The organism is Ereboglobus luteus (assembly GCF_003096195.1).
In the GTDB taxonomy this organism is placed as follows: domain Bacteria; phylum Verrucomicrobiota; class Verrucomicrobiia; order Opitutales; family Opitutaceae; genus Ereboglobus; species Ereboglobus luteus.
This window is the reverse complement of sequence record NZ_CP023004.1, coordinates 540,518-557,018: the sequence shown is the minus strand read 5'-3', so window position 1 is coordinate 557,018 and position 16,501 is coordinate 540,518. Positions and strand designations below refer to the sequence as shown.

Sequence of the window (16,501 nt, the reverse complement as noted above, 5' to 3'; positions counted from 1 at the left end):
TGTAGAATGAACACATCCGCTTCCAACGTCCCGTCACCGCACAACCCTGCCGCGTCCGCCCCCGTCGCGCAAACTGCCATCAACGTTGAAAACCTGCGCTGCGGTTACGACGGGCGCACTGTGATCGAGAACATCAACTTCACGGTCGGGCGCGGGGAAATCTTTTTTATCGTCGGTGGCAGCGGTTGCGGCAAAAGCACGCTCCTCAAGCACATGATCGGCCTTCACCAGCCGACGGCGGGCCGCGTGGTTTATTTCGGCGAGGACTTCACCAACGCCAGTCTCGCGCGCCGTCGCGAACACCTCAAAACTTTCGGCGTCCTCTACCAAAGCGCCGCGCTCTGGAGCTCGCTCACGCTTCGCGAAAATGTCGCGCTTCCCCTCGAGGAATACACCACGCTTACAAAACAGGAGCGCGACATTGTCGTCGCCCACAAGCTCGCCCAAGTCGACCTCAGCGGCTTCGAGGATTATTATCCCTCGGAAATCAGCGGCGGCATGAAAAAACGCGCGGGCCTCGCGCGCGCCCTCGCGCTCGACCCCAAGATCGTTTTCTTCGACGAGCCCTCCGCCGGACTTGATCCCGTCACCTCGCGCAACCTCGACAATCTCCTGCTCTCCATCCGCGACAGCCTCGGCACCACGCTCATCATCGTCTCGCACGAACTCGCCAGCATCTACGGCATCGCCGACCGCATCCTGATGCTTGATCGCGAGGCGCGGGGCGCCATCGCCGAGGGGCCGCCCGCTCAACTCGCCGTCTCAAGCACCGACACCCGCGTGCGCGATTTCCTGCAGCGCGGCGCGCTCGCCCGTCCGCAGCGCGACGAGTTTAGGGTGAAAAACGAAAACTAACTCCCGTCCCTCTCAATGAACCCGAACTTCAAACTTAAACTTTTCCCATGAGAACCAGAGTCAGCCCGACCTTGGTCGGCTTATTTGTCCTAGGCGCCATACTGATCGCCATCGTTGGCATCGTGTCCTTTGGCGGCATCAATTTTTTCTCCAGCCCGAAACGTTTCATCGTGTATTTCGACGAATCGACGCACGGGCTCGACCTCGGCTCGCCCGTGAAACTCCGCGGCGTGCGCGTCGGGCGCGTGGTCGACATGAACGTCGTTTACAACGAGGCCACCAACGCGTCCGTCGTCGCGGTCGTTTGCGAGTTCAGCCGCAACATCATAGTCGACAACAAGGGCACCCTCATCGACGTCAACGACCGCAAGAGCCTGCAACATATGATCAAGCACGGACTCCGCGCCGAGCTCGGCATCCAGGGCCTCGCCACCGGGCTGCTCTTCGTCGAGCTCGACTTCCGAAATCCCTTGGAGTTCGCAAACCAGCCCCCGCCCGCCGTGACGATGCTGGACGATAAAGGCTATGTCGTCATCCCCGCCACGACTTCCGCCATAGCCGCGCTCCAGGCCAACATCACCGACCTGCTCGCCGATGTGAAACGCATGAACCTTCCCGAGTTCACGCATGAGCTCCGCGGCCTCATCAAGGATCTGCGCGGCCAGGTCAACTCGCTCGATCTTGGCGCCCTCAACACCGAGCTCACCCGAGCCGGCAAATCCGTCGCCTCGCTCGCCGAGTCGGCCGAGGTTCGAAGGATGTTCACCGACATGAGCTCCGCCATTTCCGAGTTTCGCCGCACCCTTTCAAGGTTCGATCGTGTTGTCGGGCCGGCCGGCGAGCGCCTCGACACCGTGCTCGTTGACGCGCAATCCGCCATCAACAAAGTCGGCGAGGCGGCGGACGCTGCCAAACATTTGGTCGAGGCGCAGGGCGGACTCGGCGAGGACGCCACGCGCGCCCTTCGCCAGTTCAGTGAAACAGCAGAAACCCTCCAGCAGCTTCTCGACTATCTCGAACGAAATCCCAGCGCGATTATCTCCGGCAAAAAACAACCGTGAACAGAAGCCAGAAGACCAGAGTGCCAGAATCCAGAAAGCCAGAGGTCAGAATCTTAAACTTCCATCTTCAATTTCTCATCGGCGCGAAAGCGCCTCTACGAGTTCGCAAGTGGCTCGATACTGTAAACTGTAAACCGTAAACTGTATAACTCCTCCCCCTCTTCCATGACCATCATCCGATCCTTCCGTTCTCTGGCCTCCGTCCTTCTGGTCTCAGGCACTCTGGCCTCTGTCTTCCTAGCCTCAGGCTGCTCCATCGTGCCCGAGCCCAAGGCCGACCCAACGCGATACTACGTGCTCACGATGCCGTCCAATGCGTCGCAAGCCGGTGCCGGCGAGATAAACAAGGGCAAACCCTTCCTCGCCCTTCGCTCCGTTGAGGTTCCCGCCTACCTGCGCGCGCGCCGAAACATCGCCGTCCGCCACGGAACCAGTGAAATTGTTTATCACGAATTCTCCCGCTGGGCCGAGACGCTTGATGCCGGAATCACGCGCATCGTGAGCGAGCGCCTCATCGCCACCAATTCCGTGTCCGGTGTGGAACTTCGCCCCGGCCGAGTGAAACGCGATTACGACGTGAGCATCCGCATCATCGAATGCGAAGGCGCGGTTTCGGCTGCCGGAGCATCACCCGTCGCGCGCTTCACCGCCGAGTATGAAATCACGGCGCCGGGTGGAAACACGGTCACGGGCATCCGCAAATTCACGGCTCCCGCCGCCGATTGGGACGGCAAGGATTCTTCCTCCCTCGCCGCACTCCTCGGCCAAGCCGCCTCCGCCCTTGCCGACGACATCGCGCGGAATCTCCCGGCGACGCCGCGTCCCGGCGCGGAATAGCGGCGACACCTCCGCGCCCATGCGCCTTGCCGCACATATTTCTTCCGCAACGCCCCCAAGTATGCTCTCATGCGTGACGTGAGGATTCTCGTTGTCGAAGATGATGCAAAAATCGCCCAGTTTGTGGTCAAGGGACTCAAGCAGGAGGGCTACGCCGCGGATCACGCGCCCGACGGGGACACGGGACTCGCGCTCGCAATGAACACGCCTTACGACGCCGCCATCGTCGATGTGATGCTGCCGCGGCTCGACGGCCTCTCGCTTGTCAAGCGCCTGCGCAACCACCGCGCTGATTTGCCGGTGCTATTCCTGAGCGCGCGCGCCACCGTGGAGGATCGCATCAAGGGGCTTCAGGCCGGCGGCGACGATTACCTGACAAAACCCTTTGCGTTTGCGGAACTCTCGGCGCGCCTGCAGGCGTTGATACGCCGCGCCACGCGCGCCCCCGAGGCGATGCGGCTTTCGGTGAACGACGTCGTCATGGACCTGGTGACGCGCGAAGTGACAGTCTCCGGGCAAAAAGTGGAGCTGCAGCCGCGCGAGTTTTCGCTGCTCGAATACCTGATGCGCAACCCGGGCAGGCCGCTCACAAAAACAATGATTCTCGAACATGTGTGGGATTACAGCTTCGATCCGCAAACCAACGTCGTCGATGTGCTCATGCACCGGTTGCGCATGAAAGTTGATCCCGACAAAACACGCATCGAAACGGTGAGGGGCGTCGGTTATGTTTTCAAAGGGAGTCATTAAACGAATACGCCGCTCGGTGGCGATCCGCCTGAGCGTGACGTTCGCGCTGCTGTTCACCGTCGGCTTCACGGCGCTGTTCGTCCTGCTCTATTGGCTGCTCGGAAAACAACTCGCGCAGCGCGACGAGGACGCGGTCAGAAACCGCATCGAGGAATACGCCCACATTTACAACACGCAGGGCGAGCCCGGCCTGCAACTCGCGCTGTATCGCGGCTCAAACACACTGCTCGACCGTCCGCTGTTCGTTCGCATGATCATGCCAAACGGCGCCACGCCCATTTTGATCGTCCCGAACGACTGGATCGACAAGGAGGCAAAGCGCGTGCGGGTGCCCGACAGCTGGGGTTTCTGGACGGAGCAGCAAGTTTACTCGTGGCGCGTGCCGCAGGACCAGCAGGAGGACCTGATTGTGTTTTCAAAAATGCTGCGCGGCGGCTTCCTGCTGCAAGTGGGCGTCAGCACGAACAATCGCGCCACCCTGCTCAAGCCGCTTCAGCGCACGTTCACGTTTGTGGCCGGGGCGGTCGTGCTGGTGGGTTTTGCCGTCGGCTGGTTCGCCGCGCGCCGCGCCGTCAAGCCGCTCCAGGGCGTCATCGACACGGCGCAACAGATTATCAGCACCGGTGCGCTCGACGCGCGCGTGGCCGAGCCCAGGCGCGACAACGACATCGCCGAGCTCGTGCGCCTGTTCAACACCGTGCTCGACAAAAACGCCGCGCTGCTCCGCTCCATGCGCGAGGCGCTCGACAACGTCGCGCACGACTTGCGCACGCCGCTCACAAGCATGCGCGGCACCGCCGAGCTCGCGCTCGCCAACGGCGGCGAGCCGGCCATGCGCGACGCGCTCGCCGACAACATCGAGCGCTCCGACGAGGTGCTGCGCCTATTGCGCGCGCTCATGGAAATTTCCGAGGCCGACTCCGGCATGCTCAAACTGAAGCGCGAACAATGCAACGTGGAGACGATCCTGCGCGCCGCGTGCGACCTGTATGCCGACGTTGCCGACGCGCGCGCGCAGACGCTGGAGGTCGCGCCGTTCGCCGCCTCCCTGTTTGTATCCGCCGATCCGATACGCCTGCGGCAGGTCATCGTGAACTTGGTGGACAACGCGCTCAAATACACACCCGATGGCGGACGCGTGGTTTTGGGCGCGCGCGCAGAAACTCGCGGAGCCCAAAACGGCGCGCTGCTCACGGTCAGTGACAATGGTCCCGGCGTGCCCGAGGCCGAGCAGGGGCGAATCTGGGAACGGCTTTATCGCAGCGACCAAAGCCGCTCGCAAACCGGCCTCGGCTTGGGATTGAGTTTGGTGCGCGCGATTATCGAGGCGCACGGCGGCGTGGTCTCGGTGCGCAATGCCGTCCCGCCCGAACACGGTGCAATCTTTGAGGTGTGGCTACCGGAGTAGGGGAGGGAAGCCGGCGACCGTCAGATCGCCCCCTGGTGTTTCGCCGGCATGGACTGTCGCAAAGGAAAAGCTTTTGGCGGGGCGGTTTGACTCTCTTCGTTTTCCGCCGCGAATCATGCGCAGACTTGCTTCAGCTCTTTCAGAAACTTTTCGTTTTGCGGAGCGGTGCCGATCGTAACGCGAATCCACTCCGGCATCGCATAGCCGCGCAGCGGGCGCACGATCACGCCGCGGCGTTGCAATGCGTCAAACACACGCGCGCCGTCGCCGACCTTGACGAGCATGAAGTTTGCGCGGCTCGGCACGCACTCCAATCCGAGCTCGCGGCAGCCCTCCTCGATTTGCGCCAGGCCGCTTTTGTTTTCCCTGACGCAGCGCGCCGTGAAGTCGTGGTCGTCGAGCGCGGCGATGGCGGCGGCCTGCGCGATGGCGTTCACGTTGAACGGCTGGCGCACGCGGTTGAGCAGCGCGGCAAACTCCTCGCTCGCGTATCCGTAGCCGATGCGCAGCGCGGCGAGTCCGTAGAGCTTGGAAAATGTGCGCAGGCCGATCACGTGGCGGCCCTCGGCGATCAGCGGGCGAATGTCCGGCGCGTCGCCGTCGGCCTCGACAAATTCCGTGTAGGCCTCGTCGAACACAAGCACGACATGCGGCGGCAGCGCGCGCGCGAAATCGAGGATTTCCCCCGCGTTGTTGATCGTGCCGGTCGGGTTGTTCGGGCTGGCGTAATAAACGATGCGCGTCCGCGGCGTGACCGCGCGCAGCATCGCTGCGAGGTCGTGCGTGTGATTGACGAGCGGCACCTCGACCGGCTTCGCGCCGAAGAGCAGCGCGACCAGTTTATACACGGCAAACGCGGGCGCGCCCATCACCACCTCGTCGCCGGGGCGCAGGAACACGCGCCCCACGAGTTCGAGCAATTCGTTGGAGCCGTTGCCGACCACAAACTGCTCCGGCGAAAGCCGCCATTTTTCGGCGAGCTTGGCGCGCAGCGCGACGCATCCGCCGTCGGGATAAAGCTGCGCCTGCGCAAGCGCGCGCCGCGCCGCCTCGATGCCGAGCGGCGACGGCCCCGCGGGATTTTCGTTCGACGCGATTTTGATGATCCCATCGGGATCGAGGCCGAGTTCGCGGGCAACGTCTTCGATGGGCTTGCCCGGTTCGTAAACGGGCTGCGTGAGGACGGACGGGTTGGCGAGTTCCTGAAGCGTTGGCATGGCGGTAATCAATGGTGTGTGCGGTGAGTTTCATGCGGCTCCGGAGAGCCGCATTCCAGTCACTTTACACATGTGTGATTACTTCGCTATCCTCAAAACGCACTTTTGGAATTGACGAGTATTTGTCATCGGCGGCGCGATAACCGGCGGCGCACGCGACAAGCGACATGTAGCTTTCGCGGTCGATCCCCAGAATCTCCGCGTATTTTTCGCGGTCGATGCCCCCGAGCGCGCATGTGTCGACGCCGAGCAGCGCCGCCGATGTCATGAACTGGCCGAGCGCGATGAATGCTTGTTGCGCTTGCGAGATGTCCAGGACGCCGGCTTTCGCCTGTTGCTCGATGTTGCCGCTTATCATCTGGTAAAACGGCTTGAGCGTTTCCGCCGGCACGCCGCGAACCTGTGCCGTGCGCTCAAGATATTTGGTCAAAAATTCGCCGCCGATGTTTTTGCGCGAAACGAACACGACGTAGTGCGACGCATCCACGGGCTGCGATTGTCCGTAGGACGCCTCTGCCAGGCGCGCGCGCACCGCCGGGTCGTTTACCACGAAAAACTTCCATGGCTGCAGGCCGAACGCCGATGGCGAAAGCACGAGCGCCTTCTCAAGGGCGGCCCACGTTTCGGCCGGAATCTTTTTGGATGCGTCGAATTTCTTCGTCGCATATCTCCAGTTGAGCGCGCCCAGGAGCTGGGCGGTTGTGATTGTGTTTGCTGATGTATCCATAACGAAAAAAGAAGATGTGAATATGACTGAGCCCCTCACCACGCGCGCGCGTATTGCCCCGGCGCAAACGCCTTCACATCGGCGCCGAGCTCGCGCGCCGCGCGTTGCGGCCAGTTCGGATCGCGCAGCGACTCGCGACCGATGAGAACGATGTCCGCGCGTCCCTCGCGCAAAATTTCCTCGGCCTGCGCCGCGTCCGTTATCAACCCCACGGCCGCCGTGGCGATGCCCGCCTCGCGCCGGATGCGCTCCGCAAACGGCACCTGATAACCCGGGGCCACGGGAATCTTTGCGTCGGGAGCGCCGCCGCCGGTGCTCGTGTCAACCAGGTCGATCCCCGCCGCCTTCAGGCGTTTCGCGAGCGCCACCGAATCCTCAAGCGTCCAGCCGCCCCGCTCATCCGCCCAGTCCGTCGCCGAAATGCGCACCGTGAGCGGCAGCGTTTCCGGCCACACCGCGCGGACGCCCGCGACCGTTTCCATGAGGAAGCGTATCCGGTTTTCGAATACGCCGCCGTAGTTGTCCGCGCGCCTGTTGCCCAGTGGCGAGTAAAAACTGTGCGCCAGGTAGCCGTGCGCCGCGTGGATTTCCAGCCACTCGACGCCCGCCGCCAGCGCGCGCTTCGCGGCCGCGAAAAACGCGTCCTGAACCGCGCGGATATCCTCAATTGTCATCTCGCGCGGCACCTGGCCAAGTGCGCCGCCAAACGCCACGGCGCTCGGCCCGATGATCTCCCATCCGCCGGGTTCATTTGCGGCGAGTTGCCCTCCATTTTGGGCGGTCGAGATTGATCCCTTGCGTCCCGCGTGCGCGATTTGCATGCCCGGCACCGTGCCCTGCGCCTTGATGAAGCGGTTGATGCGCGCCAGCGGCTCGACATGGGCGTCGCTCCATATTCCAAGATCATTCGCCGTGATGCGGCCGCGCGCCTCGACCGCTGTCGCCTCCACAATGATCAGCCCCGCGCCGCCGATGGCCCGCGCGCCATAATGCGCCAAATGCCAGTCCGACGCGAGCCCGTCTTGCGCATTGAACATGCACATCGGCGATACGCCTACGCGGTTGCGAATTGTGACGGATTTTAACGAAAACGGTGTGTGAAGTATGCTCATAATTCTTAATAGTTGACTGGTTGTCTATTAATACTTGGTTGAATCAAATTCTTCCGGTTCCACATCTCTCGGCACGCTCGGCGGGCGAGCCTCGCCTGCGGAACTGTCGTCACGCGCCAGTATGTGCTCGCACACCTTGTCCCCAAGCGAGGCAAGCATTTCGGCATCATTGTGCAAGCGCGCCTGGGCGAGCAGTCCTTCGAAATATGCCTCGGCGTTTTGAACCTTTTCGGCGATATTTCCCGGACCGACAAGCCCCTCCCGTTGGGCATCGCTTATTGCTGATTCCCAATACTTTGATTTGTTATCTAGGATTTCACAAATTTTGCCGCGGATCGTCTCGTCCTGCTTGCAAATTTCGGAACCCAGCGTGCAAAACGGGCACCCCAGCACGCGCCCCGTGCGCTCCTTGGTCGCGGACTGTTGCCGGTAAACCTCATCGCAGTGTGCGCGGATGCGTTGCATTGGTGCGAGTGTTGATGAAAACTGGCTGTCCCACAAGGGTTTCCGTTCACTCCAATATCGATCCAGTGCCGCGACGGCCAGATCCGCCTTGGAATCGAAGAAATAATAAAAACTCCCCTTCTTTACTTCCGCTTTCCGACAGATGTCATCAATCGTGATGGCACCGTAGCTCCGCTCCCAAATGAGAGAGAGTGCGGCATCCATCAGGCGTTGATCGGCATTACTTGTGCGTCCCATGTGACATAATTTGTTGACTTATTAGTCAACAAACAAGCTTAAAGTTCATTTTTCAACGTAAACAAGTTATGAAGGCATGTTTCAAATTGATTGTCCGCGATTGACGAAAGGCGGTCGATGTTTCCTTTGAGCGCCAGGCTTGCTCCACTGCCGGAACTTTAAGAGGTGGGACAGGGGACTTGACTGGACTTCGCGGGCGGATGTTTCGCTTCCCAATTTTTCTCCTTCTGACGAGCCGTCGTTTGATTTCGACGAGTCACGTCCATCCCGGCTGCGGGCAAACGGGGGACATTGTAGGCGAAGCTGCGCGCATGGCCGGGGGTTCAGCGCGTGTCAGAATTATGGACGGCATGCGTTTCACTATATATTAACAACTCGGTTTATTTGATTATATAATCTTAATAAATATTGTTCCGGGATTGTGATTGCGCGGTGTTGCGAAAATAGATCGTCCGCGTTTGAAGTTTTTATAACTTTATGATGGAAAGCGGAATATATGTGCCAATTTTTGGCGCCTTGTCCCGAAATGCTCGTGGGAGCGCGAGTGCTTCGGATGCGGGATGTTTTTCATACTTATTATACACTTTTTGACGCCACATCCGAAAAAAATATATTACAGTTCACATGTTTTCAGTGATATGGACAGTCAGCTTAGTCGACCCGCCCTCGCAGTGTATTAACCCATAGGAAACTCCCAAAATGTATACATCATTCATGCAAGTAACCCCGGGCTGTATTCGCATTACGCTTGAAGCGGCATGGAGCACGGCAGCCTCAGACTACGCGGAAGCCTGCGCGCTTTATCGCGACATTCCGGTTCCCGGTTTCTCGCCGGGCGAGGTGCCCGCAATCATCACGGCCAACTGTTTTAGCCGCGAGATACGGGCGGAGACCATCCGGCGATGCGCGTCGCGGCTGATCCGCTCGGTTCTTGTTGAAAAGGGAATCCGCACGGTTGGTCCGCTTTTGATTCTTCAGGCCTCGCTTGAGCCCGGGGAGAAATTTGTTTGCACGATCGAACTACTTTTGCGCCCGGAGGTGGCGCTGCCTGATTGCGAGAATTTCGAGCCCGTCGCGGACTGCAAACACACGCGGCGCACGGAGGCCAGGGAATGGCTGGTTGCAAACACGGAATGCACTGTGCCGGAGCCGATCATTCGCAAGGCGCTCAATTCGACGCACCGGGACATTGTGCAGCCGGGGTCAAAGTTGTGGGACGAGGCCGAGCACAACGCGCTCCTGCACATCATCGCGCACGAGGTGGCCGACCGCCACGGCATCACGGTCAGCGAGGAGCGTTTGGAGGAGCACCTCCGGAATGTGGCGGACACGGTTGGCATGAGTCCCGCCAAGCTTCGCGCCGCCTATAACAAAAACGGGCAGATCGAGGTGATTCGCGAAAGTCTTTTGATTGAGGCGGTCCTGGACTTCCTCACGAAACAAGAAGAAGCGTTCCTGGCGCAGGAATCGGCAATCGTCGCATAAGGCCGCGGCCTTGTTGCCGGCGCATTCCGCATCCTGTTAATCCGGGGTGGCGTTCGTGCCACCCCGGTTTAATTTTTTATGGGGCAAACGGGATGGCCGGTCGTTTATTTGATTTTCGTTTTTTGATTTTGCGGACCGGACAGGGCCGGTCCCTCCACTGAGCCGGTGTTTTTTCGGGGGGATCTTTTTACGGCGTGACTGTTGCGAAACTCATGTCCACAAGTCTCGTCTTATCTGATTACCACTCATTTTTTATGCAATCCGTGACTCGTCGTTTTCTTGCCGTCCGTGTCCTTTCGTTGACTCCTATTTTCGCAACCTTGAGTTTTGCGCAGGCCGTTTCCGGCACCGTCGCCGCTTCGGGCACTGCCGCGCGAGATCAGGAACCCGTCGTGCAGCTCGACACGCTTGTGGTCACGGCCGCAACCGAGCTGCCGCGTCCGGAAAACTGGCTGACCACCAGCATCCCGGGCTTTGAGATTTACTCCAGCGCCAGCGAGCGCGCCTCGCGGAAACTGATCCAGGATTTCGAGATGTTTCGCGTCGCGCTCGACGCCGCGTGGCCGATCAATGTCACCGTTCGCAAACCCACCACGCTGGTTTTGTGCGGGCGCTCGGGGTTCGACGATTTCATTCCACGGTCGGACCAGGCCGATTATTCGAAGGCCAGTGCGCGCGCGAGCACCACGCTTATTGGGCCCGAGCAGGCTTTTATTGTGATCGATATGAGCACCTCGAGCGTGACGCTTAACGACACCACTTACGATATCGACGCCTCGTCCCTGGGCGCGACATTCGATGTCGATTATTACAGCCTCCTTTATCGCGAGTATGTGCATTATTTGCTCAGCCAGACGGAGACGCCGCCGCCCGCGTGGTATGAGGAGGGCGTCCTGCAAATTATCCAAAAGATGGAAGTGTATCCAAAATACATCCGAATCGGGGAGCTCAGGTCCGTGCGCCGCAGCCAGGGCAAGAACAACATGGCGGTTGTCGCCCCCGTTGCCGGCGACGGCGAGGATATGGAAGTCAGCGACGAGGAGGATGTCGGCATTCCCGGCATGGAGACCATACCGGACGAGGATTTTAACGTCGCACTGGATCGCCGCGCGCTTCTCGGGTTCAAGGATTTCTTTGGCGTCACGCGCGATTCGCCGCTCGCGCGCAATCCGATCGGCAACAACGTCTGGGCCAAGCAATGCTACGCCTTCGTGCACAGGTGCCTTTACGGGATTCCCAACAAAAACTACAAGACCGCGCTCGAAACCCTTGTGGCGCGCTCGGCGAAGGAGCCCATGACCGAGGAACTGTTCAAGGAGTGCTTTGGCGTGACCTACAAAAGATTCCTCGTCGAACTGCGCGGCTACATTGGCCTCACGGCCTACCAATACACGGATTTCGTCGTCAAGGGGAAGGGCGAGCGCATCGACGCGCCGGCGCGCGAATTCACGCTCGCGCCGGAAGGGGACAGCGCGCGCATGAAGGCCGACGCGCTCGTGCTCGCCAACAATGCCTCCCCCTCGATTCCCACGCTGCGCGGCGCTTACGGGCGCGGGGCGCGCGATCCGGAATTTCTCGCCTCCTACGGCCTCGCCGCCCATGCGGCGGGCCAGACCGAGCTCGCCCGCCGCATGCTCTCGAAAGCCGTCGCGGGAAAGGCGAAACGCGCCGCCGCCTATCCCGCATACGCGCGCATTTTGCTGGACGACGCCAAGGCGCACCCGGAGGCCTCCGACGGCGTGCACATAACGCCCACGCAACTCACGCCGATTCTCGAAGTGCTTTTTGCCGCGCGCAAGTTGAGGCCGGCCCTGCCGCAAACCTACCGGACGATTGCCGACGCATGGATCGCGAGCTCGGCGACGCCGTCCAATGAAAATTTTGTCGTCCTGTCGGAAGGTTTGGTGTTGTTCAGGAATGACCGGGCGCTGCTTTATCAGTCAGCCCGAATCCTGCTGCGCATGAAAAACAACACGGCTGCGCGAGCTCTGGTCGAATTTGCTCTAAAAACATCGAAGGACGACGCGGAGCGCGAGCGTTTCAACGAACTGAAATTGCAACTGCCGACACCGCCGCCCCCGCGGATGCCGCGCAGGATTCGTCCGCGAACCCGGATGATGAAGCGCAGCAAGTGTCCCAGCCGAGCTCTTACGAAGTCAAACGGACCAAGGTCGGCACACCGCCGCAGCAACAACAACAACCGCCGCCGCAACAGCAGCAACAGCCGCAGCAGTAAAAGCGCGTTTGCGAAAGAAAAGGGCGGCTTTTTCGGCCGCCCGTCGAGGCGAAGAACTCGCCCGTTTTCCGGTTACTGCGCGCCCTGCTTGGGCTTGCGATGCAGTATCCAGTAGAGCAATCCCAGGACACCGATCCATATCGGCATGATGATGACGGAGGTTTCCATGCCCGCCCACGCGGCCATGACAAACAGGATGAACGCCACGAAACCGATGCAAATCCAGTTTGTGACCGGGAAACCCCACGATTTGAAACTCGTCGTGTAGCCTTCGCGATTCTTGGCGCGGCGGAACATCAGGTGCGTGAAGCTGATCAGCGCCCAGTTCAGCACAAGCGCCGCGACCACGAGTGCGAAGAGCAGGCCGAGCGCCTTGCCGGGCATCGTGTAGTTGATGAGCACGCCGATGCCGGTGCCGCACGCCGAGGCGATGAGCGCGTTGACGGGCACGCCGCGGCGGTCGGTTTTCTTGAAGAGCGCCGGCGCGTTACCCTTGTCCGCCATGCTGTAAAGCATGCGGCTGTTGCAATACACGCCGCTGTTATAAACCGAGAGCGCTGCGGTGAGGATGATGAAGTTGAGAATGCCCGCCGCGCTCGGCACGTGCATTTGTTTCAGGATGAGCACGAACGGGCTCGCGCCGTATCTGTCGCCGAGGTCGGAGTTGCTGACCGCGTTGATCGCCTTCACCATTTCCGGCCAGGGCTGGAGCATGATCATGACGGTGAGCGCGCCCACGTAGAAAATGAGGATGCGGAAAAACACTTGGTTGACCGCCTTCGGGATGGTTTTTTTCGGATTGGCCGTCTCGGCCGCGCTCACGCCCACAAGCTCAAGTCCGCCGAAGGAGAACATGATCAGCACGAGCGCTATTGAGAAGTTCTGGAACATCGCGAAACCGCTTTCGGCGGGCGCGAAAAATCCGCCGTGCTTCCAAAGATTTGCCACGCCTGCCTCCGGACCCGCGCCGCCGCCGATCAGCAGATACGCGCCGAACACGATCAGGCCGACCACCGCGAGCACCTTGATGATCGCGAACCAGAACTCTGCCTCGCCGAATATCTTCACGTTGGCGAGATTGATTGCGTTGATGAGTATGAAGAACACCAGCACCGGAATCCACTGGGGCATGTCGGGCATCCACCAGTGTATGTATTTCGCCACTGCCGTGAGCTCGGCCATGCCCACGAGCACGTAGAGCACCCAGTAGTTCCAGCCCGACATAAAGCCGGCGAACTTGCTCCAGTATTTATACGCGAAGTGCGCGAACGATCCCGCCACCGGTTCCTCGACGACCATCTCGCCGAGCTGGCGCATGATAAAAAACTCGATGATTCCGCCGATCAGGTAGCCGAGAATCATGGCGGGGCCCGCGAGCTGGATGACGCCCGCCGAGCCGAGAAACAGCCCCGTGCCGATGCAGCCGCCGAGGGCGATAAGTTGGATGTGACGGTTTTTCAGTCCGCGCTTGAGCAAACCTGTTTGCGGCGGCTGGGTATCGGGCGTGACGCTTTGGTCCATAAGAGATTAGTGGGCGGTAGTTGCTGGGAAAGAAGCGTCTAGAAATGAGGGGCGGGGCAAGGGGGAGGCAAGAAACAATATCGTTGGTTTGGAAAATAATATCGACCACGGCCGATGAAATCGCAGAGCATCGAAATTTCTGTCCATCGAAAACACCATGAACAAAACCTCGCTACGTAACATCAGCGCAAGTCTTGCGCTCTTATTAACCGCTGCTCTTCCCTCGACAGCCCAAACCTCGTCATCCGAGGTCGAGCAATTGCGCGCCTCCGTCAAGGGCCTGCAGGAAATGGTTATCAAACAGAACGCGCAAATCTCGCGTCTCGAGCAGCAGCAGGGCGGCAACACGCGCCCGGCCCCGGTTGCCGTCGCGCCAGCCGAGCCTGTGGCCATCGGCCTTCACGACATCGGCGACGGTTACATCTTCGTGCCCGGCACCAACACCAAGGTCCGCCTCAACCTCAGCCCGCGTCTCGACGTCATCGCCGACAGCCGCAACCCCGGCCTCAACAGCCGCTTTGCCGTCGCGCTCGTGCCTGTCAAAAACAATAATGTCCCTGGCTCCGAAGTCGGCGGTTATGACAGCTCGAACCACACCTACGTCACCGGACGCGGCTCGAACATCACCTTCGACGCCATCACCGTGGCAGGTGACAACGAGATCACCGTTTTCTACAACAACGACTTTTACGACACCAGCAATGGCCGCGACTTGGGCTACCGCATCAATCACCTCTATGCCCGCATGAAGACCCGCTTCGGCAAGTTCACGCTCGGCAAGACGGTCTCGCCCTTTGAGAACGTTGACTCATGGCCCGCGACGCTCGACTACAGCGGCGCCAGCGCCAAGGTCTTCTCGCGCCCTTCCATGCTGCGCTACGACACGCCGACCTTTGGCCGCGGCTTCAGCACCGCCTTCGCGATCTCCAACCCGGACGCCTCGCTCTACAGCGCCACGGGCAACGACGGCAGCGTTAGGGATCGCCTTCCCGACGTCTCGGCCAACATTCGCTGGGAAAGCGAAAAATGCGGCAGCGCCCAACTCGGCGGCATCGTGCGCAAACTCGCCGTTGACGGTCCTGTTGACGACGACGTTCTCGGCTGGGGTTTGAGCCTGAGCCTCTGCCCCAAGTTTGGCGAAAACGACAGCATCCAGCTCGAAGGCACCTACGGCGAAGGCATCTTCAGCCACATCAATGACTTTTTCCGCGACGGTGACATGGCGTTCAACAGCAAGGGCGAACTCAAGGCGCTCACCTATTGGGGTTTTGTTGCCGGCTACACGCACCGCTGGTCGCCGAAGTATCGCTCCACGGCTTCCTACAGCGTGTCCAGCATCAAGAACATCTCCACCCAGGCCGAAGACGCCTACCACCGCGTGCAATACGCCTCGGTGAATTTCGTGTGGACGGTGATGCCCCGCTTCGACGTCGGCATCGAGGCCCTCTACGGCAAGAACAAGGTGAAGAGCGGCTCCTCGGGCGAAAACGTCCGCGTGCAGATGACCTTCAGCTATTCGCTGTTCTAAGAATTGCGAAAACGTTGAATCACAAAAAAACGGACGCCCGAAAAGGCGTCCGTTTTTTTGTGGGGGCGCGCCTTGCGCGCGCCCTCGCGTCATCCCGCTTTTTGGCTGCCCGCGCAAACAGTCGTTCGCACATGAGGGCGCACGCAAGGTGCGCCCCTACGAGGCCAGCACTTTTTTCAAGAACATGCGCGTGCGCTCGTTTTTCGGTGCGGTGAAAATTTCCTGCGGCGGGCCTTGCTCCACGACCTCGCCCTTGTCCATGAAGACAACCCTCGTCGCCACGTCGCGTGCGAAACTCATCTCGTGCGTCACCACGACCATCGTCATGCCCTCGGTGGCGAGGTCCTTCATCACGTTGAGCACCTCGCCGACGAGCTCGGGATCGAGTGCCGATGTGGGCTCGTCGAAAAGCATGATTTGCGGCTGCATGGCGAGCGCGCGCGCGATGGCGACGCGCTGCTGCTGGCCGCCGGAAAGGCGCGAGGGATACTCGTCGCGCTTGTCGGCGAGGCCGACCTTGACGAGCAGGTTTTCGGCGAGGGCGATCGCGGCGGCCCGGTCCATGTGTTTCACGCGCATGGGCGCCTCGATCAGGTTTCCGAGCACGGTCATGTGCGGGAAGAGGTTGAAGCGCTGAAAAACCATACCGAGCGAGGCGCAGTGCGCGGACACCTCGGACGCGGTGAGCTTGTGAACGTCACGGTCGTTCTCGCGCTTGTCGAAAAGCTCGCCGTGGATGGTGATCTCTCCGGAGGTGATACGCTCGAGATAATTCAGGCAGCGCAGGAGCGTGCTTTTGCCGGAGCCGCTCGGCCCGATGATGCACACGACCTCGTCCTTGTCGACGTGCAGGTTGATGCCCTTGAGCACTTCGAGTTTCCCGAAGTTTTTGCGGACGTTTTTGATTTCAATTATTTTTTCGGACACGGCGGTGAAAGAAATTTTTGGGAGTTTTTATTAACCACGGATTTCACGGATTTGCAGGGACGCGGATTCCGGCGCCTTTGCATTTATTCGTGTTAATCCGTGAAATCCGTGGTTCAGAAAAGCGGCGAAAAAAGC

14 protein-coding genes are annotated in these 16,501 nt (G+C 60.3%); 8 read left to right on the top strand and 6 right to left on the bottom strand.

What is annotated here, in order from left to right; genetic code table 11:
* Positions 1-6 precede the first annotated feature (6 nt).
* From CKA38_RS02095 to CKA38_RS02075, 5 genes are all read left to right on the top strand, one after another.
* Positions 7-855 (top strand): ABC transporter ATP-binding protein, encoded by an 849-nt coding sequence (locus CKA38_RS02095; protein WP_108824024.1) that lies wholly within the window; start codon positions 7-9, stop codon positions 853-855.
* A gap of 47 nt (positions 856-902) precedes the next feature.
* Positions 903-1,916: an MlaD family protein gene (locus CKA38_RS02090; protein ID WP_108824023.1), complete on the top strand. Its 1,014-nt coding sequence runs from the start codon at positions 903-905 to the stop codon at positions 1,914-1,916.
* A 165-nt stretch (positions 1,917-2,081) separates the two neighbouring features.
* Entirely contained in the window at positions 2,082-2,753 is a 672-nt protein-coding gene (locus CKA38_RS02085; RefSeq protein WP_108824022.1) for a PqiC family protein, read from the top strand.
* 78 nt (positions 2,754-2,831) lie between these two features.
* Positions 2,832-3,503: a response regulator transcription factor gene (locus CKA38_RS02080; protein WP_108826357.1), complete on the top strand. Its 672-nt coding sequence runs from the start codon at positions 2,832-2,834 to the stop codon at positions 3,501-3,503.
* 16 nt (positions 3,504-3,519) lie between these two features.
* Positions 3,520-4,911 (top strand): sensor histidine kinase, encoded by a 1,392-nt coding sequence (locus tag CKA38_RS02075; protein WP_236919101.1) that lies wholly within the window; start codon positions 3,520-3,522, stop codon positions 4,909-4,911.
* A gap of 113 nt (positions 4,912-5,024) precedes the next feature.
* On the opposite strand, the gene hisC is transcribed toward CKA38_RS02075, so the two are convergent.
* The 4 genes from hisC to CKA38_RS02055 all read right to left on the bottom strand — a co-directional run bounded on the left by hisC (position 5,025) and on the right by CKA38_RS02055 (position 8,669).
* Positions 5,025-6,128: a histidinol-phosphate transaminase gene (hisC, locus tag CKA38_RS02070; protein ID WP_108824020.1), complete on the bottom strand. Its 1,104-nt coding sequence runs from the start codon at positions 6,126-6,128 to the stop codon at positions 5,025-5,027.
* A 64-nt stretch (positions 6,129-6,192) separates the two neighbouring features.
* A complete protein-coding gene (locus CKA38_RS02065; RefSeq protein WP_108824019.1) occupies positions 6,193-6,855 on the bottom strand; it encodes an NAD(P)H-dependent oxidoreductase in 663 nt (220 codons plus the stop codon).
* Positions 6,856-6,890: 35 nt separating this feature from the next.
* The gene (locus tag CKA38_RS02060) at positions 6,891-7,967 is read right to left on the bottom strand and encodes an NADH:flavin oxidoreductase/NADH oxidase (RefSeq protein ID WP_108824018.1); all 1,077 of its coding nucleotides are present in this window, start codon (positions 7,965-7,967) and stop codon (positions 6,891-6,893) included.
* Positions 7,968-7,994: 27 nt separating this feature from the next.
* Positions 7,995-8,669, bottom strand: a complete 675-nt coding sequence (locus CKA38_RS02055; RefSeq protein ID WP_108824017.1) for a TetR/AcrR family transcriptional regulator — start codon at positions 8,667-8,669, stop codon at positions 7,995-7,997.
* A gap of 714 nt (positions 8,670-9,383) precedes the next feature.
* Here CKA38_RS02055 and CKA38_RS02050 point away from each other — a divergent pair.
* Positions 9,384-10,154, top strand: coding sequence for a trigger factor (locus CKA38_RS02050; RefSeq protein ID WP_161554668.1), 771 nt, complete (start codon positions 9,384-9,386; stop codon positions 10,152-10,154).
* Between the two features lie 254 nt (positions 10,155-10,408).
* Positions 10,409-12,505 carry a hypothetical protein gene (locus CKA38_RS02045; protein ID WP_108824015.1) on the top strand — a complete coding sequence of 699 codons (2,097 nt, stop codon included), beginning with the start codon at positions 10,409-10,411 and terminating at the stop codon, positions 12,503-12,505.
* On the opposite strand, the gene CKA38_RS02040 is transcribed toward CKA38_RS02045, so the two are convergent.
* A complete protein-coding gene (locus CKA38_RS02040) occupies positions 12,463-13,911 on the bottom strand; it encodes an amino acid permease (RefSeq protein WP_108824014.1) in 1,449 nt (482 codons plus the stop codon). The genes CKA38_RS02045 and CKA38_RS02040 overlap by 43 nt on opposite strands.
* Before the next feature lie 157 nt (positions 13,912-14,068).
* On the opposite strand from CKA38_RS02040, the gene CKA38_RS02035 reads away from it, so the two are divergent.
* Positions 14,069-15,439: a DcaP family trimeric outer membrane transporter gene (locus CKA38_RS02035; RefSeq protein WP_108824013.1), complete on the top strand. Its 1,371-nt coding sequence runs from the start codon at positions 14,069-14,071 to the stop codon at positions 15,437-15,439.
* A 156-nt stretch (positions 15,440-15,595) separates the two neighbouring features.
* Here the strand turns inward: CKA38_RS02035 and CKA38_RS02030 are convergent, their stop codons facing one another.
* A complete protein-coding gene (locus CKA38_RS02030) occupies positions 15,596-16,366 on the bottom strand; it encodes an amino acid ABC transporter ATP-binding protein (RefSeq protein ID WP_269467221.1) in 771 nt (256 codons plus the stop codon).
* Between the last annotated feature and the right edge of the window lie 135 nt (positions 16,367-16,501).

Excerpts from the sequence above, each read along its gene's own strand:
- CKA38_RS02095 (WP_108824024.1), top strand. The coding sequence starts at position 7 with ATGAACACATCCGCTTCCAACGTCCCGTCACCGCACAACCCTGCCGCG.
- CKA38_RS02065 (WP_108824019.1), bottom strand. The coding sequence starts at position 6,855 with ATGGATACATCAGCAAACACAATCACAACCGCCCAGCTCCTGGGCGCG.
- CKA38_RS02050 (WP_161554668.1), top strand. The coding sequence starts at position 9,384 with ATGCAAGTAACCCCGGGCTGTATTCGCATTACGCTTGAAGCGGCATGG.
- CKA38_RS02085 (WP_108824022.1), top strand. The coding sequence starts at position 2,082 with ATGACCATCATCCGATCCTTCCGTTCTCTGGCCTCCGTCCTTCTGGTC.
- CKA38_RS02055 (WP_108824017.1), bottom strand. The coding sequence starts at position 8,669 with ATGGGACGCACAAGTAATGCCGATCAACGCCTGATGGATGCCGCACTC.
- hisC (WP_108824020.1), bottom strand. The coding sequence starts at position 6,128 with ATGCCAACGCTTCAGGAACTCGCCAACCCGTCCGTCCTCACGCAGCCC.
- CKA38_RS02040 (WP_108824014.1), bottom strand. The coding sequence starts at position 13,911 with ATGGACCAAAGCGTCACGCCCGATACCCAGCCGCCGCAAACAGGTTTG.
- CKA38_RS02045 (WP_108824015.1), top strand. The coding sequence starts at position 10,409 with ATGCAATCCGTGACTCGTCGTTTTCTTGCCGTCCGTGTCCTTTCGTTG.
- CKA38_RS02060 (WP_108824018.1), bottom strand. The coding sequence starts at position 7,967 with ATGAGCATACTTCACACACCGTTTTCGTTAAAATCCGTCACAATTCGC.
- CKA38_RS02035 (WP_108824013.1), top strand. The coding sequence starts at position 14,069 with ATGAACAAAACCTCGCTACGTAACATCAGCGCAAGTCTTGCGCTCTTA.
- CKA38_RS02090 (WP_108824023.1), top strand. The coding sequence starts at position 903 with ATGAGAACCAGAGTCAGCCCGACCTTGGTCGGCTTATTTGTCCTAGGC.